The organism is Paenibacillus sp. FSL R7-0189 (genome assembly GCF_037969925.1).
Classification (GTDB): domain Bacteria; phylum Bacillota; class Bacilli; order Paenibacillales; family Paenibacillaceae; genus Paenibacillus_AQ; species Paenibacillus_AQ odorifer.
Window position 1 is genome coordinate 5,040,686 of the sequence record NZ_CP150223.1, and the last position, 21,337, is coordinate 5,062,022.

The window sequence follows — 21,337 nt, forward strand, 5'->3', positions numbered from 1 at the left end:
GAAGTCTGCGAAATGAGATAGGGGATATTGAATCCGTTTAGAACGGGTTATTTTTTGTGTTGATTTATATGATAACGAATAAAAGTGACCAATAGAATTAGAAGAAACGGCAGGATGTAAGCTAGGTTAGTGATCAAGGGCCATGTAGTATTCACGATTTTCTCAAGCTCAGACTCCTGTGTGTAAGTCGTTACAGATAACAGCAGGCAGACAAAAGCAAGTGGGAAAACAATTAAACGTTCATCCTTCAATCTCAGAAGCTCCTTTAGTACTTTAATAAGAATAAGCAGCAGGATAGAAGCCTTGAAATAGAAGCCGATAATGAGTGAAAAACCAATCACGGATTCGATTCTTTCAATGGTTTCCTGAAAATAAATGAGTCTCGCCAACTGATATAATGAATATTTCAAGCTGCCGGACAGTGGTCCCAATACCATAATACTGCTAATGACAGAAGCAATTAACGTCAGGGCATTGATGATGAGTGCAAGATACATCTGTTTTCCCAGTTTAGAATTGTCTTCTTTACGCACGAACGGTAAAATCATCGAAAAAACGATAAGCTCGGAATAGGGGAAGCCATAGACTACATATGCAGCGCTTAGGATAGGCCTAAATCCATCAGGCATGATGGGCAGTAGGTACTCGGGATGATACAACCCTGCTACGAGTATCCAGACTAAGATGATAAATCCGAACATTAGTGACATTAGGACGGCTGCCATGCGTGCAATTACTTCGATTCCAGCTAGAGCTGTCATCGCAATCGTTATAAAAAACATGGTATTTACCGCGTAAGTGGGCGTTTCTTTTAACATCGTACTTTTGAAAAAGGTTCCGATCTCAATTACAATTCCTGCGACATTCCAAAACAGCACACAAGTGAAAGGAATCAGGAGGACGAGGGTCAGTCCGTTTCCAAGTACGGAGCGGCTTTGTTCCACAAGCGAAAGATCTGGCGCTCGTCGGTTCAAATATAGAATACCGGAAAGCAGAGCCATTCCTATGGCAGAGGCGATTAAGAGGGATATCCAGGGTCCGTTGCCAGCAAAGTTAGTTAGTGACGCAGGGACGATAACGATTGAGGAACCGGTCATAAAGAAGAGAAACAGCATGGACATTTGGATCGAACTAACACGTTCTTGCTTATTCATACGTTCCTCCTCATTCTTTAAGCTTATGAAATGGCAGGGTTGATCCAATGGACGATGTGCTCAGCTGGAGCCGTGAATAAATTGAAGATGGAATCTAAATTGGGCCATGGCTTAGCTGCAATAAAGATAAATCCGAGATAAAGTACGGGTAGTAATAATACTCCATAAACTACTCGATCGCGGATGGAGGCTTGTCTAAACCTTGGGATGTCATGGGCTAGCATAGCGGAAGCTAATAAGAGAACGCAGATTATTTTTCCCACCATAGCTACTTCTCCTTTGTTCCAAATATTGTGCCTGAGTTCATTCCAGTGCTTAACACTTTGACATCAACGTTGATATCGAACTGAGTCTGGGCGAATGTATCCTTCCATTGAGGCTCTAGTTGTTTCCACAGCTGCGGATTTTTCCGGTAAATCTGATTGCCAATTCCGAGTGCGTCGATCTTTTTTGTTTTCAAAAACTTGGTTGCGTGCTCAACCTGTTGTTCAACCTGAGTTATGATACGCTGCTCAAAAAGCTTCATGTCCTTATTGTTTTTTAAATGTGAGCAACGTAATTCTCCGATCATTCCTTCAATAGCAATTTTTACACCGACGGACACAGAACCATTTTTTACGATTGGAGTAAGCGTACTGTTGAAGGTAAGCACTTCAAGCGTTTCTTTTTTCCGAAGCGGTACTTCGGTCTCATCCGGGCAAGGAAATTCTAGTACTCCATAGATATATCTATCCGTCAGCATCATGAATGCTTCGGTATCCTTCTCCTTTAGAATGTCAATCATTTTACCGTCATGAATTACAGCCAGCCCAGATATCAATGGTTTATGATCCAAACTGGTCTTATGCAGGTAAGGGATGATGGAAGTATTGGAGGGGCTACACATTTGTATAGCCAGCTCATAGAGAGGAATCTTGGAAGTTTTTGCGGCATATAGAGCACCGCTCGTCTCCATTCTCTTATACTGTTGACCAATGGTCTGCTCGATAAACGGGTTGATATCTAAAAATGGTGCCGCAGATTGCTCAGCGATGAGAGGAAGAACGGTACCACGCGGTTCTTGATCCCTGGAGAAAAAATCAAGTACCTCCCGGATGTTCGTGGTTCTGGCTAGTTGCTCCCCGATTAATATGACACGCATATGATCCCATTTGGCTTTTCGACCAAATTTTGCCGGGATCTCCCTTATTGCTTCAAAAAAGGTTTCTCCACTCGTAACGATATTAATTCCCTTGGACGCTGGATCCCCTGCTTGTCCCATTTCTATTTTGGTGGAAGGATTATAGAAATGTGTCGTGATTACAATCCGATTGTCTTCGCTTTGGTCAATGGCGACCGCCTGCACATACCCATACTCGTCCAATTCTTTATTATCCCAGCATCCGCTAGTTAGAGTGAGTACAAGAAGGGAAATTAGTATGGTAGTAAGCCGCTTCACTATATCTACTTCCTTCCCGAAGTCTTTTTATATAGGTGTCGATTCCGTGGTGAATGAAGCAGCAGTCTTCTCGGAAGTAGAAAAATAGAATCACGTACTCTTTTAAGATCTAACGGAGCTAACGAGTCTAAATACGGTTCTCCTAAAGAGCGCAAGGTAGCCAGATGGAGATAAATTAGAATAAAACCGACCATGATGCCAAGTCCTCCGAATGTTGCCGCGAGAATCATTAAGGGAAACCGTAAAATCCGCAGCGCAATTGCCATATTGTATTGTGGTAGCGCAAATGAGGCAATGCCCGTCAAAGCGACGACAATGACCATGACCGGAGAGGCAATCTGCGATTGAATAGCAGCTTGTCCAATGACCAAAGCCCCAACGATACTGACGGCCGATCCAATCGGTCTGGGTAAGCGTATGCCCGCCTCTCTCAATAGTTCAAAGAAAAACTCCATGATCAAAGCTTCAACCATAGCCGGAAAGGGGATTCCTTCGCGTGTGTTTAGAATAGCAAGCAGCAGAACCGTGGGAATTAGTTCGGAATGGAAGTTGGATAAGGCAATATAGGTACTGGGTAACAGCAGGGCGATGATGAAGGCAGCGACCCTAATCAGTCTTATCAATGATGAAAAAATAGTCCGGTAGTAATAATCTTCGCTATTCGTAAAAAACTCCATGAAATTCCCGGGACAGATCAGAATGGAAGGACTTCCGTTAACCATAGCAATAATCTTCCCGTCTAGCAGAGCTGTTATAGCTGTATCCGGTCGTTCTGTATAGCGGACTTGTGGAAATGGTGAGTAGAGCGAATCACCGATCCACTCTTCGAGATAGGAGACGTCAAGAATTTCTTCCTGATCAATACTTGCTATCCGTTGTTTGAATTGATTTAATGTTTCTGCTTTGACTACTCCATCCAGATAACCATAGGACAACGTTCTTTGAACCTGCTTACCAGAGGTAAAGAACTCGAACTTAAGATTAGTAGATTTCAGCAAACTACGAATAACACCTACATTACGCTCCAAGCTTTCTATAAAGCTGACGTGGGGACCTTGAACAGTAGGCTCTGAAATGGGCTCAGAGGTTTGGCGCTGTTCTACATCGAAGGCATAATAGGCAACGGCTTTTTGCCAACCTGTAAAGAAAAGGACAACTTTCCCATCAAGAATCCCCTTAATGGCTTGACCGATATTGTCCATTAATTCAAGCAGCGGTGATGAAACACCATTTTTTTCAAAATAGGAGATGACATCTTCAACGGTTACGTCCAAGGTGGGACCCAACTCATGCGGAACTAAATTCTGCAAGACATCTTTAAAATAATTTGTAGGGTCAGACTTAGTAAGTGTATTGAAATAGACGGATGAGGCTTCATACTTAAGATCCGGGCCATAATGCCATGGAATAACCTTTAGGTCCGAACAATTGGCAAAACATTTATTAATAATCTGTAAGTTGTCTTCGAGAGACGCAGAGATAGCATGGGAAAAAAGATCCTTCATTGAAAGCTCATTTTCGGCTTCCAATTGAGGGTGCACCTTAGGATTAGACGGAGGTGTCTTGGCGTTAAAAAATTTCCGCATGCAATTCTCCTTAAATAAATGAGATGTTAAGTGATTTTTATCTTCTCCCTTATTTAGGAATTTATTCGGAAGATAGAGATAGATCAAATTTTTCGTAAAAAGAACAATTGGAACTGGCTCAGGGAAGAGATGCGATGTTATAATGAACATAATTTTTTCCAGGAGGTGCTCCTTGTGACCCATTCCATTCGTTTATGGTAATCAGTGGTGCAAGACAAGTGGACTCATTCATTTTTTTGAGATATGGAAATGAGTTTATTTGTGATGTGCCTGTTTCAGTGTGCCTATGCTCATGGAATGAGTTTATTTAAGTTTTTAATCAAAGGAGATGACCTTATGCAAATACAATGGAAAAAAGCCTTCGCCCTTATTTTTAGCGGACAGATTTTCTCGATTCTCACGAGTTCGATGGTTCAATTCGCGGTGATCTGGCACTTGACGGAATCGACAGGGTCAGCGGCAGTTTTGATGATTGCTGGGTTGGCAGCGTTTTTGCCGCAAGCGGTCTTGGGTCCTTTTGTAGGGGTCTGGCTGGACCGTTGGAATCGTAAAATAACGATGATTATTGCTGATAGCGCAATTGCGCTCTTCAGTCTGATATTAGGTATTTATTTCATGTGGGGGGAACCGGGACTTGGCTTTGTGTATGTCATTCTGAGCTTGCGTTCGGCGGCATCAGCCTTTCATGCTCCGGCTTTTCAGGCGGCTGTACCGTTGATTGCACCTGAAGAAGAATTGACAAGAGTCGCGGGCTGGCAGCAGATGGTGTTCTCTTTCTCGAATGTAATGGGTCCTGCACTTGGGATAGCGGTTTACTCGGCAACTTCGCTCGGGGCAGTATTACTACTCGATGTGGCCGGGGCTTTGATTGCGAATCTGATGCTGTTCATGGTGAAGATCCATCAGCCTAAAGTGCAGGCTACAGTTGCGCCGTCTTTCGTTCAAGAATTCCGTTTGGGTTGGAACGCACTCATTCAAGCGAAACCCATTGTGTTGATTACGGGGGCTACTGCGGTGTTTAGTATCGCATTTATGCCGTTAGCGACACTGTTTCCTTATATGACATTGTCTCATTTTGGCCGTGGAGGATACAGTGCCAGCCTGGTGGAAGCGGTGTTCAGCATCGGGATGATTTTAGGTGGTCTGCTATTGTCGATGTTCTCATCTAAATGGAGCGACATTAGCTATATGAGCGTAGGTCTGCTAGTCATCGGTCTTACCTGTGTGATCAGTGGTTTGATTGGTCCGAATGCATTTGTGATCTTTGCCATTCTCTCGTTCTTGATGGGCAGTGCGGCACCCTTCTTCAACGGTCCCTTCATGGCGATGATCCAACGTTCTTTTGAACCCGAGATGCTTGGGCGTGTCATTTCACTCGTGACCAGCATTATGATGTTGTCTTCGCCAATTGGGCTGCTGTTGGCAGGACCTGTGGTGGATCGATACGGTGTGCAGCTATGGTTCCTCGGTTCAGGAATTGTGGTGATGCTGACCGCTCTGTTTATTTTCATCCAGTTTCGGCGGCTGGCGTCCGCTCTTCCGATGAATTGACTAGGGTAGAAACTTCCCTGTAAAAAAGAGTTTATAGGCCGGTCCGAGAGGATCGGCTTTTTGGCGGTTCTTCATATTTTTTCAAATTATAATATGATAGAATTACGTTCACTTGGAGGGATACATAATATGAATCTTCACATTGCAATCTGTGACGATCAGAGGCAAGATGCCTCGCGATTGGAAGAATTACTCATGAAGCAGATAACTAGCCTGCAAGGGATGACTGCCTCTATTGAGATTTTTGAATCAGGCCAAACCCTGCTTCAGGCAATGACGACTACCGCATACGATATAGTTTATCTGGATATGGAGATGCCCGAGTATAACGGTATAGAAGTCGCAGAGAAGATCCGGCTCAAAGATGCCAGGGTATTAATTATCTATGTCACCAGCCATACAAGTTATATGAGAAGAAGCTTTGCGGTTCATCCCTTTCGCTATTTACTGAAACCCATTGATGAACATGAACTGCAGACCGCCACAGTCAAAGCCATTCAGCAATGCATGCAAAGAAACAACGTGCTGTCATTCTCAATCCATCATATGAGCTATAATTTAAGGGTAGATGATATTATGTATATCACGGTAGAACGAGGCAAAAAATTGGTCCTTTGTACTGAACAAGGGACTTACTCGTATTATGGCAAACTGAGAGAGTTGGAAGGACAGCTGGGATCACATGATTTTTGTCGCGTACATACGGGATTCCTGGTAAATTGGCTGTATGTTCGTTCTTTAAGCAAAGAACTTATTCAGCTGAAGAACGGGGTGGAGCTTCCCGTCAGCCGCAGTAGAAGCTCTGATTCTTTACGGTCATACCATGCCTTTATAGAAAAGAGGCTCTTAAGATAAATGTCTTTCATCCGGGAGATTAGTCCTTACTTTTTTGGTGTATTTATGCTCGTCCTTATATATGTCCCGCAAGGGGTCACATTTTATATTTTTCTCAAGAAATTCCTGATCCTGAGCAGGAGCAAACAGTCATTTATAGGTTGTCTTATTATCTTTTATATAATTAAATCGCTTACCGCTGCTAGCTTACCTCTAGTTGATTCGGTCATCCTTCACCTGCTTGTGTATAGTCTGATTACTATTTTTTATTTCCGCGGCAGTGTGCTACAAAAGCTGTTCTTTAGCAGTTTCTATACAGTGTTTACGGTGGTTATTGAGATGCTGGTATGGTCTGGGATTCAGCATATCCCACTCAATGCCGAGGGAATAGATACAGTTAATTTCTGGTGGTTATCTTTTGCTTTCCTATTTGTTGTTTTGCTAAGCATCATGTTATGTCTGCTATTGCTGCGATTGTTCAAAGTGGATACCACAACGTTACTGTCGAATCAGGATTGGGCTGTGCTGAATCTTGTTTCGGCGGGTTCTTTGCTTATTATTATTGTGAATCTGAGACATTCCAGTGATAAACCTTTTGATATTCCGTTTGATTTTGTATTCATCCTGCTTGGGATTCTTGTAATTAATGTGGCTGTAATGTTTATATATCAAAAGTTAATGAAACGGATGCAAATAGAATTGCATAATCATGTGCTTCAGCAGCAAGTGAAGGATTACACGAGTAAACTGAAAGATAATCAGGAAGCACAGCGTTTGCGGCATGATCTGAACCATGTGTTGATCCTTATTCATTCTCTGCTGGATGAAGGAGCTGTACAAGAAGCCAAGCGATATATTGCGGAGCTTGCTTCGACACAGGAGGCAGGAGAAAAGTATATTTCTTCTGGAAATATAGCTATTGATGCCATCTATAATGAGAAGTTCGCCAAAGCCGAGCTACATCAAGTTACAATGCAATCTCATTTTTGCATCCCGCAGGACCTGTTACTTGCAGGCAAAGAGGTTGAAATTGCAATTATTTTAGGCAATGCATTAGATAATGCAATCGAAGGGGTTCAGAGATTGCCAGAGTCAGAGCAGAATGTTATTGGGCTGGAAGTGATTTATTGCGACGGGTTATTGGTGATTTCTTTAAAGAATCCTGCATCTCTGCTTACAGAGGACGGGCAGGGCTCTTTTTTGTCCAGCAAGCGGAACTTTGGGCGTAGAGGGTTCGGAATCGAAAGCATTGAGTATGCGGTTCAACAGCTTCAAGGAAGCGTCAGTTTCAGATATGAGAATGGGCAGTTCATGATGTTGGCGGTATTACCACTGCCTGAGTAGCAATCCGCAACCAACTACTCCACCTAACCTGCAAGTTACGGTCTCTTTCCGCTGGTAAGCAGCGGTCCATGATATATTGAGGCTGTTCTTATTAAAGGGAGGGTATTCCGTTGACATTGTCATTGCTCATCAGTGCAGTCCTTCAGCTCATCTTATTCAGCATCATTCCCTATACATACTGGTTTTTTACAAGCAGAACAACTTCATCCTTTGCCATGTGGATTGGCTGGAAGAAACCCCACTTGCTTTCTAGGAAGCAGTTCATACTATGGTTTATACTTACCATGACTATATTCACCAGCCTGGGAATGCTTACAGCAATCTATATGCTGGATAAGAATACTTTGGCCAGCTCACAGTTTTATGGTACAGGTCTTAAAGGTTTGATTCCGGCATTGATTTATTCTTGGTTACAGACTAGCTTGTCCGAAGAGATTCTGTTCCGCGGCTTCATTGGTAAACGGTTAAGTTCGAAATTCGGATTCGGAATTGGAAACTGTGCTCAAGCTTTATTATTTGGTGTCGTACATGCTGTGCTGTTATACAGCAGTTCCGGATTATTGAATTCTGCTGTTGTAATGATTCTTACAGGTTTTGTGGGTTGGAGCATCGGAATGTTGGATGAGAAATTATCCGGCGGTTCGATCATTCCAGGTTGGGTTCTGCACGGGCTGACTAATCTGATTTCCACCATTTTTATGATGTATCAATGGATGTAGCAATCAAAGTTTTTAGAGAGTACATTTTAAAAATATGGTAAACTAAAAAAGTCTTAAATTATAAGATTAAAGTTTATATACCATTTTTATTGGGAGGTAGATATTATGAAAAACAATGTCAGCTTGCAAAATGATATGGGGATAACGTTTAACTGATCAAGCGTTGACGTTTCCCCACCATTCGAAAGGGGAAAATCATTTGAATCAGGTATTATTAATCATCGATGCACAACAAGAATTAATGGATGGAAACGAAAAGGAAAGTGCAGTATTCAATAAAGAGCAGCTTATCCGGAATATTAATAAAGTGATTGAACAAGCAAAAGAAGCCGATGTCGAAGTTGTGTTCGTTAGGGATCTAGATGTCGCTGAAGGAACAGGTACAGGCTTTCAAGTTCACAATGAAATCAACAGGTCTGCAAATGCCAAAATCTTTGATAAGCTGGCAACGAATTCTTTTCACGGAACTGAGCTGCTACAATATCTGAAAGATCAGCAGATTGAGCATGTGGTGATTATGGGATGTAAAACTCAACACTGCATCGATACTGCGGTTCGGACGGCTACGGTTAGCGGCATGGATGTTACATTGGTCGGAGATGGTCATTCTACAACGGACAATGATGTTTTAAGTGCAGAACAAATCATCAAGCATCACAATAAAACATTACATGGGCACTACAATGTCGAACATTTTTCTATGGTCAGAAGTTCCGAAGAAGATTTGTTTCGCCCAACGCATGACTCTTATAGATAATAATTCAGTGGCGGCACTTAAATGTGCCGCTTTTTGCTGTTTCGCAGGACCTCTGATTTTCCTCACCTATACTGATAGACATATTCGCCTAAACCATTTCCATCCCATCTTTATGGGATTGTTCTTGCAAGGGATCTACTTATAATTGTTAGTAATTCTTAAACAATATGAGTAGGGACGGGATCAACATGATGGCAGCAAAAGATATAGAGTTTAAAAGCACACACGGGCAGCGGCTGGGAATGATGGCGGCTATTTGTATGGGGGCGTTTATTTCCCATTTTACAGCTGGAATTGTGAATGTGTCGCTTCCTTTTATTGTGAATTATTTTCAGACAGAGCTTGGGAAGGGATTATGGATCACAACAGGTTATCTGCTAGTGATTACGGCTCTTCTTCCTGTTATGGGGAAACTAGGCGACCGTTATGGTTTTCGCCGGATTCACAATCTTGGATTTATTATTTTTACTGTTGGTTCTGTCCTAGTCGCTTTTTCACCTAATCTGCCAATATTGCTAACGCTCAGAGTTGTACAAGGAGTAGGAGCTGCAATGTTTCAAGCAACTAATATTGCACTCATTACCATTCATATGCCGAAAGAGCAAAGAGGTCGTGCACTCGGAATTTTAAGTACAGCTGTCGCGCTGGGCGGGATGACGGGACCTATAGCGGGAGGTTTGATTGCAGAGTGGCTGAGCTGGAAATGGTTGTTTTTAATCCATGTTCCTGTGGCGATTGTGGCTACAATTATGGCATATCGGTACATACCGAACCGTGTGCAAGAGCGCAAGCCGGGTGCTGTCAGCTTCGTGGGGGCCAGCTTGTTTATGGCATTCATCACCTTGGTTCTTCTCGTAATAACAAATGGGAGCAAATGGGGCTGGGTGTCCGTGCGGACAATGACAAGTTTGGTGGGGGTTTCCTTGTTGTTGATTACTTTTCTATTCTGGGAGCGGAAGCAAAAGAATCCTTTTCTACCCTTACAAGCATTGAAAATTCCAACTGTAGCGGGAGGCTTGATCGTTAGCTGTGCCTCTTTTATTTTATCTAATACATTGCTTGTCCTCATTCCATTTTATTTGATGGGGGCGTCGGCTCCGTTCTCGTCATCTACGACAGGATATATTATGGCGGCTTATCCCATTGCCTTGGCGTTTGCAGGTCCTCTCGCAGGCTACTGCTCCGACCGTTATGGCTCTCATCGTCTGATGCTTATGGGACTGAGCTGCATGGGAAGCGGGTTTATCTTGTTACTGGTGTATTTAGATCATATACCGATTTATGGAATCGCGACGATTCTATCTCTTATTGGCCTTGGTATGGGGCTCATTGCCTCTCCTAATAATAGCTTCATTATGCAGCAGACACCACGGGAACACGTGGGTTCGATTGGCGGATTAATTGCTTTAACAAGAAATGCGGGTATGGTCTTTGGCTCAGCACTTGGACTTGGTGTGATGAGTGGAGAGACAGGACAAGGGAGTCAGTTGCAGGCGTTCAAATTGGTTTTTGAGATTAATATTTTCATTTGTTTAAGCGTTATTGTATTAATGGTTGTTATAAATAGAAGGACATTTAAATCTGCTTGATCTAAAAAATGTGTGTGTAATCACAACTCAAGCTTTGGTGTTCTGTTACGTTGGAAGTAACGAATGATTATCTAGATATGGAGGATAACGATATGTTTTGTTACCAATGTGAACAGACACCGAATGGCGGATGCACCGTTGTAGGGGTATGTGGCAAAAATGAAACCATTGCGAGTTTGCAGGATACGATGATTTTTGCATTAAAAGGAATTGCAGCGTATGCGACACATGCCCGGCAGCTAGGATATAGCGATCCCGAGGTGGATCGTATCACCCACGAAGCTTTGTATATGACGTTGACCAATTCCAACTTTAATACACAGGAACATTTGGAGATGGCGATGAAGGTCGGGGATGCGGCGGTTCGCATCATGGATGTACTGGATCGTGCGCATACGGACCGCTTTGGCATTCCGCAACCGATCACAGTCAGTCAGAACAAAATTGAAGGTCAATGTATTGTTGTAACAGGACATAATTTATATGCGCTGGAGGAATTACTGCGGCAGACAGAGGGGAAAGGCATCAACATTTATACCCACTCAGAAATGCTGCCTGCGCATGGATATCCTGCACTCAAAAAGTATAAACATCTGAAAGGCAACATCGGCAAAGCATGGTATGATCAGCGTAGATTGTTCGAGCAGTTTCCCGGTGCAATTCTTGCTACCACAAACTGTGTAATGCCGATTAAAGGCACGTATGCAGACCGCTTTTTCTCATATGAAGTAGCGGGGCTGGAAGGTGTAGAGAAAATAACGGGCGACGATTTCTCCCCATTAATTAATCGTGCGTTGTCACTACCTGCGGCTGATGTAGAGTCAGATCTGGTACTTACGACCGGATATCATCATGAAACTGTAATCGGGTTAGCACCAGAGATCATTCAAGCTGTCAAAGACGGGCATATCCGCCGGTTTTTCGTCATTGCTGGCTGTGATGCGCCAGGTACTGGCGGGAATTACTACCGTGAGTTGGCGACTTCCTTACCGAACGATACTGTCATTTTAACGACTTCTTGCGGAAAGTTCCGCTTTAATGACGTAGATTATGGCACCGTTGGAGACACCGGTATTCCACGTTACATTGACCTTGGGCAATGTAATAATTCCGGTTCTACAGTGAAGATTGCTATGGCTCTGGCTGAGGCATTTGAGTGTACGGTGAACGAGCTGCCTGTCAGCATCGTGCTGTCTTGGTTTGAGCAAAAAGCAGTAGCCATTCTGCTAGGCTTGTTCAGTCTCGGCATTCAGGACATTCGCATCGGACCAAAGCCACCCGAGTTCATTTCACCAGGTGTACTGGATGTTCTGGTAGAGCTTTTTGGATTGAAGCTAATTACTACTGCTGAAGAAGATATGAACGCGATGTTGGCGTTGTCGTAGAGTAAAAATCAAAGGTTGCCGCCCATAAGGGATTGGCAGCCTTTTTTTGATAGGGGATTTAGGTGATACATCATTGTTGAAGCATAGCGATCCGTAATGGATGGTCATGCTTCTTAACTTGCCATTACAAGATGAGCTTATCGCGTGCTCGCCACATAATTATAGAGGGTATCTCTCAACTCGAACTCGTACGTCAAACCATTAACAATCCCCACAACATGATCGTTATCATACAGGTCAAGCATGAATCCAGCCATTTCCTTCGCGGTATGATATTTCGGCACAGTCCCATGATATTCGAATTCGGGGACATCGAAAGAAAGCTTCGCGAATTCTGTTTCTGTTGCGGCAGGTGCTAGCACTTTAGCCTGCATAAGTGCACCTTGACTCTTCAACTCATGAGAGAGTCCTTCAGTAAAGGCACTCACATAGAACTTAGTCGCACAGTACGTAATGGCATTTCCCACAATCGTATAGCCGCCACCGGATGAAACGTTGATTAATTGTGTTCCTTCAACATTGGAATAATCACGAACGAATAGAGAGGAAAGGATCGTCAACGATTCAATGTTCAGATGCAGCATTGCAGAAATTTTATCTAAATCTTGCTTGGCCACTGAAGCGAAATTTCCAAACCCCGCATTGTTGATCCAAGTTTCGATTTCGAACCCTTGTAGATCCTCATAAAGCTTATAAGCATTACTAGAAACGGATAAGTCAGTTACTCGAATAACGACATCTACATCGGGGTAGTTATGATTGATTTCAGATTTTAGCTCCTCCAGTTGCTCCCTTCTGCGGGCTGTAACAATTAAGTTTTTACCGCGAGCCGCAAAGGCTAGAGCGGTTTCATAACCTATACCTGAACTGGCGCCTGTAATTACAGTATATTTCATGTGAATTCCTCCGTTTTTACAAGAATATTTAGTGTTTCAACAACGATGTAATCATAAAGCTTAGAGTTTACTCTAAGTCAAATATTTTTTATAATTATGGGGACTCTTAAAATCAACATAGATTCGGGGGCTTGTATGTATACGATCAGCGATGTAGCCAAATTACTAGGGATTACCGCATATACACTGAGATATTATGAAAAGGAAAAGATTATTGCTCCGATACGGAATGCGAATGGAGAAAGAATATATGATGACTCCAATCTTGCTTGGCTGCGATTTGTGATGAGGTTGAAACAAACCCAAATGCCGATCTCACAAATTAGAGAATATGCGCAGTTATATTTAGAAGGAGAGCATACGGCCCAAGCCCGCTTGAATCTTCTTGAGAATCATAGTAACTCTATACAGAGCCAAATCAGAAACTTAACAGCCACAGAGAAGATGTTGAAAGACAAAATTGCAGCCTACAAAAATTCCCTTGCGAAAGAGACAGGCATTTACTAAGCAGGCGACATAAAAGTATGCCAATGATTAAGATAATTGTGAGATCAAAAAAAGGGCCCTCACGATTCATTGATAGACGCTAGTTCCGCACGTATGTTTGCGGATCAGCGTCTTTTGCTTTTGGGCTAGACTCCGGCAAAATAGCCGTATGCCTCGCTATTCGCATCCTCGTCTCATTCGGCAACACCTTATTGACAGCGCTAGACGTATTCGTTATTGTGTTTAGAAACATGATTCAATTGAGAATGATTATCTCTTGAGAATTTAAAGGGAGTTTGCGAATCAGTTATGGATGTTCTGAAACTTATACAAATATGGAACCAGGTGATTATGAGTGTGCTGGACGTACGGCTAAAGCAGGCCGGAATCGACAACGATTTGAATCAATACCGTTTGCCGGCAAGCGCATTTTTATTCGCTTTTCAAGGACAAGGCGAGTTGTGGGTTGACGATGAGGTATGGCTGTGCGATCGTTTCCATGTACTGCACGCCGGCAAAGGCTCTCTGGTGACGGTTCGGAGCCGAGAAGCGCTGAATGTATATATCGTACTCTACAAAGCGTTTCTCCCCGCTTCGGCCTCGCGCGAATTTCATATGATGATGGAGGAATCCGACCCGTTTCTGGAAAGCTGGGGGTTCCCGCCTGGCGAACCGCTGGCCATGCTTGAGCTGCTTCAAACGATACGCGACGGTTGGCTTAAATCTGACGACGGATTAACCAGGCTGTCGGCCAAGGGAGACTTTATCCGCTTCGTTCACGCTGTCCTGAGGGAGCGTCTGTTCGGAGCCGGCGAGCCATCTTTATCGGAGCAAGTTATTCGACATTTGTCCAGGAATTATCGCCAGCCGATCTCGTTTGAGGAGCTTGCTCGGCAATTGAATTACAGCCAACAATATATATCGCGAAAATTTAAAGAACAGACAGGGCTCAGTCCGCTGGACTACGTCATTCGTTTCCGAATGGAAGATGCGAAGGCTCTGCTGGCCGGTACGATAGCAACACAACAGGAAATAGCATCACATGTCGGTTATCCGGACCTCATTTATTTCAGCCGCATGTTCAAAAAGCATGCCGGCATGACGCCAGGTCAATATCGTAAACGATACGGCCAGTTCGTTTCAGATTATGCAAGGAATATGTCACAATCGTCCGTTGTTCTAAGCCGGTCATTAAGCTATCCTTTTTATGTGAGTGATATTGATTATCAATTTCAACAGGATGGGGCGAATAAAATGACTAGAGCAACCAGAAGTTTTTATGCAGTGATGCTGTTATGTTTGACCGTGATGTTAACAGCTTGTGGTGGGGCGGTGAACAACGGAGGCGCAACGAACAGCCAGGTTGCCGTTAGCGCTTCTCCAACCATGGTCACCCAAGAGTCAGAGGTTTTGACATCTTCGGAGATCAAGGTAGTTAAGACTGCTTTCGGCGATGTCGAGGTTCCTGCACATCCTCAGCGCGTAGCGGCAATTTCTTATCTCGGCACCGTACTTGCGCTGGAAGTCCAGCCGATCGCAGCCGAATCGTTCTTGATGTCGAGTCCTTATCTTGAGGGAATGCTGGACGTCGTGACGGATGTAGGTGACTCATTAGAGAAGCTGCTGGAGCTCAATCCGGATTTAATCATAACGCATAATCCACAGCCTGAGGTAGTCGATAAATATCAGATGATCGCACCTACGGTATCTGTTCCTTACAATCAGTTTGCATCCATTCAGGAGGAAATGATGTATTTCGGCGACTTGCTGGATAAACGCGAGGAAGCGGAGAAATGGAACGAACAATTCGAGAAGGACATTGCAGACATTCGGGAGAAAGTCCAACAAGCCGTTCCCGAAGGAGAGACGCTTTCAATTATGCAAGAGTACGATGGAAACGTGAGCCTTTTTGGTCCGAAGTCGGGACGAGGCGGCCGGCTAATGTATGAAATAATGGGGCTGAAACCGCCGACGACGGTTCCAGAATTTATGCTGAAAGAATCCTACTATGAATTTTCGCTGGAGAAACTTTCGGAGTACATGGGTGATTATTTGATTCTGACGACAGAAGCCAGCTTGGAATCGCTGCAGGCTGATCCGATCTGGGGGACGCTCGAGCCGATTCGCAACAATCGGGTATTTTTATGGACGGAGAACCAATCCTGGTACCGCGACCCAATCGCCGTGAAAAGACAAATCAACGAATTGACCGACTGGATCATGGAGGCAGCGAGTCGGTAACTGCCCAAAGTATGGATTGATCGAACAACGGTAAGTTAAAATCAGAACTTGCCGTTACAGCCAGCGCGCTGATCCGTACCATTAGTGACGACAGGAAATTTTTGAGCAGAAAGTTGGAGAGTGCTGTAATAAGGGTGTGAAATAGTTCGACAGAGGGTGTCCCAAACGTCATAAATTGACGTAGGGATACCCTCCTTTTTTAATGAGTGAGCGAAGCGAGAAGGAGGGAAGGAGCTAGAGATTGTGCTGAACGGTCAAGGTTATATCTCTTTCTATGCAAAGGTTATTTCCAAAATTCAGGTGAAAAGTAGGTAGACTCAGGACAAGCGATCACTATAATGGAAATATGAGACATTCATAGAACCGATCAATAGGATATAAATAGAATCCGGCTGAGTAAAAAAAAGCGATTAGAGGAGGCCATCTCGTGGGAAGATCATTCGCAAATTTGCATATCAAGTCGAACAACCTTGAGAAGACTGTCGAAGCATTAAGAGAGCTAAGCGAAGGGCATGCCAAAGTATTAGGCAAGTCCAATCATGAGGCTCCAGAGAGCAAAGTTGTCATGTACGTAAGCAAAAGCAACGAGAACTGGATCAGCGTGCTCCACGATTATTTTGTATGGGGTACGGTGAAGGAGGCCGGCAAAACGTTGTCCCAGCTTATCGGGGAGCCAGTGATGACCGCAGGATATATGAATGAGGAAATATTCGAGTTGTCGTTGTTCGAGAATGGAGACATTCAAGCCGAAAAGATCTTTTGTGAACAGTGGACGAGGGATGAATATGAACAACTCCGGGAAGAGCGTCTCAATGATGACTACCTGCGAAAAGCGTTGGATATCCGTAATGAGGATTTTGACGGCTTCATTGACATAACGAGTCCGGGACAAGCCGTAGATAAGCTGTCAGAACTCGTAAGTATGTCTTTATGGAGTGATTGGGAGTGGATCCCGTACGAAGAAACTCTCAGAAAACGATTTGTGAAATATGAATTTTGAAAATACACGAGCAAATGGCTAAGGACAGCTGAGATGACATTTTAGTACATGGCGGTGAGCGAAAAGAAATGGATAGATTAAAGAACAGCGGATTTTATAAGCTTAGATTCTTCATAAGGCCGGAAGAGTTTGAAAGCGTTTTGAAGCTTTTTGAACATAAGCAAGCGCAATTTCATCTAACCAATTATGCCCAGACAGAGCATGATCTGAATCAGGTGTATGAGGCGTATAAGACCTTTTATGATTATTTTAGGGCAGAAGAAAAAAGGAATGAGGGTTTCCCTTTCTTTGTTTATTCTATTTCTGTTGCGTCTGATAATGAAAGCTCTGGATTTTTCGCGAGAAATGAAGGTGTCTATTTTCCATATTACGGACAATGGGCAGAGGATGAACTGCCGTGTATCTTGCTATCATTTCCTAAAGGCTTTCAAATAGATTTGGAAGATGAAAAAGGGAAGTATTATATCTATGAGGATATTCGGGACCATAAGCCATTAACATATACGTTTTTCGATGAAATAACGGGTACTATTAAAAAAATGACAAGGCCGCTTCGCTTCTCGGCGCATGATGCAGATGCTATGAAGGAGCAAAAGCCTTCTGTGCGTATAAGCCATGGTGCGATGCAAGATTTGAGCAAATCATGGATTTTCAATAAATATGGGCTTGTGATGGGTGGAAAATAGTTCAGGGCAAATGACACCGAAGCACTGGCCAAGCTGGAGAATTCAAAAATTGGGGATTGATATGTTGCACTCTCTAAAATTTCAGTATTATCTTGGATAAAAAAGCTCCTCAACCTGCAATATTTTAAAGAATTCTCTTATTTGGAAGAGTTGCATGTTGGGGGCAGCAGGAGGAGTATTTATGTACATCGTATCTCGGCCAAAACCGCTGTCTGATGACCAAAACCAAGCACTTGCGAAGGAAGATGCCGCTGTTTATCCACCGGGCTACCTCCGGTTTTTGCGGCGATTCGGCGAAGGAACTTACAGAGGGTGGTTGAATGTTCAGCTTCCGGATGCGGAGGTGCTCAAACCTTTTGCAGAGTACGGATTATGGGAGCATGACGAAAACAGCCCCATTACTGAGCAACAGATCGGGGAGTGTATCGTTATAGGTACAACGGTTGACGGTGATTTTCTGGCAGTGTATCCACAGACAGCTGGGCTGCTCTGGCTACCTCGGCATGCGGAGCACGTGAAGGCGATTTTCCTGCAGGCACCGGAGCAGGAAGACGAGGGGATGTACGCTTTGGTGCTGGACGAAATATATCGTCAGGTGTATGGAATCATTCAAGGGGAGAGCGTCTATTATGAACCGTGGACGGGCACTCGCAGCCATCGCTTTTTGCGTTTGCCACAAGGGCAGGACCAGCTTACGCTACCCGAACTGGCTGGATTGTGCCAACATGAATTTCCGCCGGATTTGTTTAATGAGAATGCCTATGCTTGTTTCCTGTTCTACCGGCAGCTGGGAGGCTATGTACGATTGAATTATGCCTACCAGCAAGAGGTGGCCGTCTTCTATGAACAGGATACGGGGCAGGCGTTTGCCGATATGGAGCAGTGGCTCTTGTCGAAAGGCTGCGAAGCGATTTCAGAAAATAACAGCTGATCTGGGTGCTCCTTACGTATGGGAGAGGGAGGTAGGCATGAAACTAGTTTTTACTTTGGATACACATGGAACGTGTGTGGGTCAATTGAGAGATGAACTGCTGCCCTTAGAGGAATTAGCAAATACATGGGAGTTTCCCTATGATATCTTTTTTGTTTTGCGTGTTTTACCTGAAGGTTATGGTCGAAAAACATCCAGACGGTTTGATAGCAGGGATCATACCCTCGAATTAGATATCAGCATAAGTTATGAGCAATACCAACGGATGTCCAAGCATGAGCAACGTGAGGGATTAGGTATTCACCTTTTTAACTATTTGTCAGAGTCAGTTGCTAAATATAATAAGCATGCAGATAAGAAAACCCAAAATCAACTACTGGACCTAGTGAAAAAATGGATGCTCGAAAATAATTGGCTAAATGGAAAGTTAAATCAAGCACGGAAACTACTTTCGCAAGACATGGGTCTTTATGAAGTCAGCCAGAAATTGCAGATGCCATTAGAAGAGATTGAGTATATCCTTCTCCGTATGAATGACTATGAGCCAACTGATATTCATCCTGATAACCTTGTAGTAGAAAAAGCGCCGCCATATCATTTGTAGAAGGCTGGAGCTAATAGAAGACATCCTGCCTGAGCGGATCCACTAACGGAAAGGAGGAAGCCGATGCAAGAAATAGAGACGCTGGCGATAGAGATCGCCGATGCTGCTAGAACGTCTTTTCGCACTCTTTTTGAAAATGGCGAACGTTACTATTACTGTACTCTATACACTACTGGCGAGGGACATGCGCCAAGTATCTCCGCCTGGTCGTGGGAAGCTTTGGAGATGGAAGCAGCCAGGCAAGGAGTGGAAAGTGACACACCGGCATCGACGATTGCGGAACTTATCAAATGGTCTTATGCGGATTCGCCCTATTGTTGTTTCGGCGATGAGAACTTCGATAACGTTAAACAACGATTTACCGAGCGTCCTTTCATTGCGGATCTTGAGAATGACGAAGGGAATCGTGAGTTTGATTTGAGGCTGAAGGCCATGGAGCTGGCGATGAAAATGCTCGATGATGAAGGTGTGTTTGCCTTGAATCAACTGCGAGAGTCAGTATGCGTCCTTGTCGAAGTCATGCCGCCGGATGAGATCAATACTGAAATCGCCCTCCGTTTGAATCGGGCAGAATCTTCGGCTATGCAAGTATGGTTGGCGGAAGCGGCGGAGTAGAAGCCTCCGCTTTCGGGAACCGTCTACTATATTCGGATTTAATAAAATGGTCGAGATTAAGCAGGGCGTAAGCCTTGGGGCATGTGAGGAAATAATGGAAATTTCAAAATGAAGGGAAAATAATGTATGAGCAATCTTTTCCGATTCATTCCTATTAGCCAGCTAGCAGATAAATTTCCCGAAGGATCTTGGTGGGCGAAGTTTTACCAAGATTTTAGTGACGAGCAACTTGCCGCTTACTATGAAGGGGATTTGACGCTGCCTTCTCTTAATCTAGATTGGGAGCAACCTTTCCCGCAACAAAAAGAGGTAATCATCATTTTTATAGAAGGAAACTTTACTGTAGACAATCTTTATAATAAAGAAACTGATGGCGCCATAGGGCTTTTGGTGACCGGTAATTTGAGTGCAAAAAATATAGCTGTAGGAGGTCAGGAAATTTATGTTTCGGGCAACCTGATGATTGAGGAAATATTATGCGGCTCCTACAATCATGGAGAAACGATTGTTAAAGGTGATCTCAGCGCTGCGGTTTCAGTTCAGGATGACGAGTACAGTTTCAAAGTGGACGGCCATAAATCGATCGCTTGCTTAGTAAATGTGTGGGAGGGGGACGGCGTATTTCAGAGGCTTCCGGTGGACATTCATGAGGTGTTGATTGATGAAGTTTTTTTGGATATGGATGAGGATGAGGAGGACTTTTCCTTTGCCACACTGGTGAACGTAATTAAAGAAGGCCGTTCTGCTCTAAAAAAAATAAATGAATCCCCCACTAGCAAGAACGCAGTTCATTTATATTTCATCCATAACACGATCAATGAAGAAAATATATTGAAGTTGACGCAGTGTATTTTAATGCCAAGTGACAAGCCTTCTTTTAATTTTCGCGAGCAAGACGTTTTTTTCAAAGTTCAACTGGAGCATATTGATGCTGACGGGGATGAGCGGGATCTTAGCGTTTATATGAATGATAACCGGCATCACTATTATATTTGGCTGGAGCAAGATCATTCTGTCGGTTTGTTGAAGAGAACCATAGAAGAAGGGTCTGAGTGGGAGGACATTACAGAAGAGTCTCAGGAACAACTAGCAGAGATTAGCGATTGCTGGACGATGTTGCTGACCTGCGTTAATATGGCTGAGCTTTATTTACCAAACATTGAGGTACAGTATGTGCAAGACATTTTGCAACACACTTTAATTCAGGAATTATATTCGGAAGTGGAGGAGAATGGCGGGTTCTGGGACGGCTCCAAATGTTACAGCTTCCGTCAAACGCATACGGACGAGGACGGAGACCTCCTACATGGTCGGATTGAAATCAGGACTCCAGATGAAGCGTATTATTTTTATACACTGGACAATGGAACTTATGTTTCCCGGCATTATCAGCCGCCCGATCAATATGGTAAGCAGGACATGCCCTATTTGGATCTTAGGCGCTGGGAAGCATCAGAGCGGTATTTTACAAGATTTAAACAATTTATTACTGAAAAGATAGAGTCAGGTGTGAATAGTTAG

General features: G+C 43.7%; 19 protein-coding genes. 15 read left to right on the forward strand and 4 right to left on the reverse strand.

Annotated features, from left to right (window positions below):
• Positions 1-47: 47 nt before the first annotated feature.
• The 3 genes from MKY63_RS22015 to MKY63_RS22025 form a co-directional block, all read right to left on the reverse strand.
• Entirely contained in the window at positions 48-1,154 is a 1,107-nt protein-coding gene (locus MKY63_RS22015) for an endospore germination permease (protein ID WP_339809819.1), read from the reverse strand.
• Positions 1,155-1,422: 268 nt separating this feature from the next.
• Positions 1,423-2,592 carry a Ger(x)C family spore germination protein gene (locus MKY63_RS22020; RefSeq protein WP_179088771.1) on the reverse strand — a complete coding sequence of 390 codons (1,170 nt, stop codon included), beginning with the start codon at positions 2,590-2,592 and terminating at the stop codon, positions 1,423-1,425.
• Between the two features lie 5 nt (positions 2,593-2,597).
• Positions 2,598-4,178 carry a spore germination protein gene (locus MKY63_RS22025; protein WP_256715792.1) on the reverse strand — a complete coding sequence of 527 codons (1,581 nt, stop codon included), beginning with the start codon at positions 4,176-4,178 and terminating at the stop codon, positions 2,598-2,600.
• 336 nt (positions 4,179-4,514) lie between these two features.
• Between MKY63_RS22025 and MKY63_RS22030 the strand changes: the two genes are divergently transcribed.
• The 7 genes from MKY63_RS22030 to hcp all read left to right on the forward strand — a co-directional run bounded on the left by MKY63_RS22030 (position 4,515) and on the right by hcp (position 12,357).
• Positions 4,515-5,729, forward strand: coding sequence for an MFS transporter (locus MKY63_RS22030; RefSeq protein ID WP_076127246.1), 1,215 nt, complete (start codon positions 4,515-4,517; stop codon positions 5,727-5,729).
• Positions 5,730-5,858: 129 nt separating this feature from the next.
• A complete protein-coding gene (locus MKY63_RS22035) occupies positions 5,859-6,584 on the forward strand; it encodes a LytTR family DNA-binding domain-containing protein (RefSeq protein ID WP_076190714.1) in 726 nt (241 codons plus the stop codon).
• Positions 6,585-7,907, forward strand: coding sequence for a GHKL domain-containing protein (locus MKY63_RS22040; RefSeq protein ID WP_339809820.1), 1,323 nt, complete (start codon positions 6,585-6,587; stop codon positions 7,905-7,907). It begins immediately after the preceding gene.
• 110 nt (positions 7,908-8,017) lie between these two features.
• On the forward strand, positions 8,018-8,626 hold the full coding sequence (locus MKY63_RS22045) for a CPBP family intramembrane glutamic endopeptidase (protein ID WP_076306918.1): 609 nt from the start codon (positions 8,018-8,020) through the stop codon (positions 8,624-8,626).
• A gap of 199 nt (positions 8,627-8,825) precedes the next feature.
• On the forward strand, positions 8,826-9,383 hold the full coding sequence (locus tag MKY63_RS22050) for a cysteine hydrolase family protein (RefSeq protein WP_076127240.1): 558 nt from the start codon (positions 8,826-8,828) through the stop codon (positions 9,381-9,383).
• 188 nt (positions 9,384-9,571) lie between these two features.
• Positions 9,572-10,972 (forward strand): MFS transporter, encoded by a 1,401-nt coding sequence (locus MKY63_RS22055; protein ID WP_339809821.1) that lies wholly within the window; start codon positions 9,572-9,574, stop codon positions 10,970-10,972.
• A gap of 92 nt (positions 10,973-11,064) precedes the next feature.
• Positions 11,065-12,357 (forward strand): hydroxylamine reductase, encoded by a 1,293-nt coding sequence (gene hcp / locus MKY63_RS22060; protein ID WP_036688774.1) that lies wholly within the window; start codon positions 11,065-11,067, stop codon positions 12,355-12,357.
• Between the two features lie 137 nt (positions 12,358-12,494).
• On the opposite strand, the gene MKY63_RS22065 is transcribed toward hcp, so the two are convergent.
• The gene (locus tag MKY63_RS22065; protein ID WP_339809823.1) at positions 12,495-13,253 is read right to left on the reverse strand and encodes an SDR family NAD(P)-dependent oxidoreductase; all 759 of its coding nucleotides are present in this window, start codon (positions 13,251-13,253) and stop codon (positions 12,495-12,497) included.
• A gap of 135 nt (positions 13,254-13,388) precedes the next feature.
• Here MKY63_RS22065 and MKY63_RS22070 point away from each other — a divergent pair, with 135 nt between their 5' ends.
• The 8 genes from MKY63_RS22070 (at position 13,389) to MKY63_RS22105 (ending at position 21,337) form a co-directional block, all read left to right on the forward strand.
• Positions 13,389-13,760, forward strand: a complete 372-nt coding sequence (locus MKY63_RS22070; protein ID WP_076127234.1) for a MerR family transcriptional regulator — start codon at positions 13,389-13,391, stop codon at positions 13,758-13,760.
• A 288-nt stretch (positions 13,761-14,048) separates the two neighbouring features.
• Entirely contained in the window at positions 14,049-15,980 is a 1,932-nt protein-coding gene (locus MKY63_RS22075; protein WP_339809825.1) for an AraC family transcriptional regulator, read from the forward strand.
• Between the two features lie 427 nt (positions 15,981-16,407).
• Positions 16,408-16,980 carry a hypothetical protein gene (locus MKY63_RS22080; protein ID WP_036688772.1) on the forward strand — a complete coding sequence of 191 codons (573 nt, stop codon included), beginning with the start codon at positions 16,408-16,410 and terminating at the stop codon, positions 16,978-16,980.
• A gap of 68 nt (positions 16,981-17,048) precedes the next feature.
• The gene (locus MKY63_RS22085; RefSeq protein WP_076141039.1) at positions 17,049-17,666 is read left to right on the forward strand and encodes a hypothetical protein; all 618 of its coding nucleotides are present in this window, start codon (positions 17,049-17,051) and stop codon (positions 17,664-17,666) included.
• Positions 17,667-17,847: 181 nt separating this feature from the next.
• The gene (locus MKY63_RS22090; protein WP_036688766.1) at positions 17,848-18,597 is read left to right on the forward strand and encodes a hypothetical protein; all 750 of its coding nucleotides are present in this window, start codon (positions 17,848-17,850) and stop codon (positions 18,595-18,597) included.
• 37 nt (positions 18,598-18,634) lie between these two features.
• A complete protein-coding gene (locus MKY63_RS22095) occupies positions 18,635-19,201 on the forward strand; it encodes a hypothetical protein (protein WP_076100287.1) in 567 nt (188 codons plus the stop codon).
• A 63-nt stretch (positions 19,202-19,264) separates the two neighbouring features.
• Entirely contained in the window at positions 19,265-19,816 is a 552-nt protein-coding gene (locus MKY63_RS22100; protein WP_038572095.1) for a DUF4303 domain-containing protein, read from the forward strand.
• Positions 19,817-19,942: 126 nt separating this feature from the next.
• Entirely contained in the window at positions 19,943-21,337 is a 1,395-nt protein-coding gene (locus MKY63_RS22105) for a hypothetical protein (protein ID WP_076275204.1), read from the forward strand.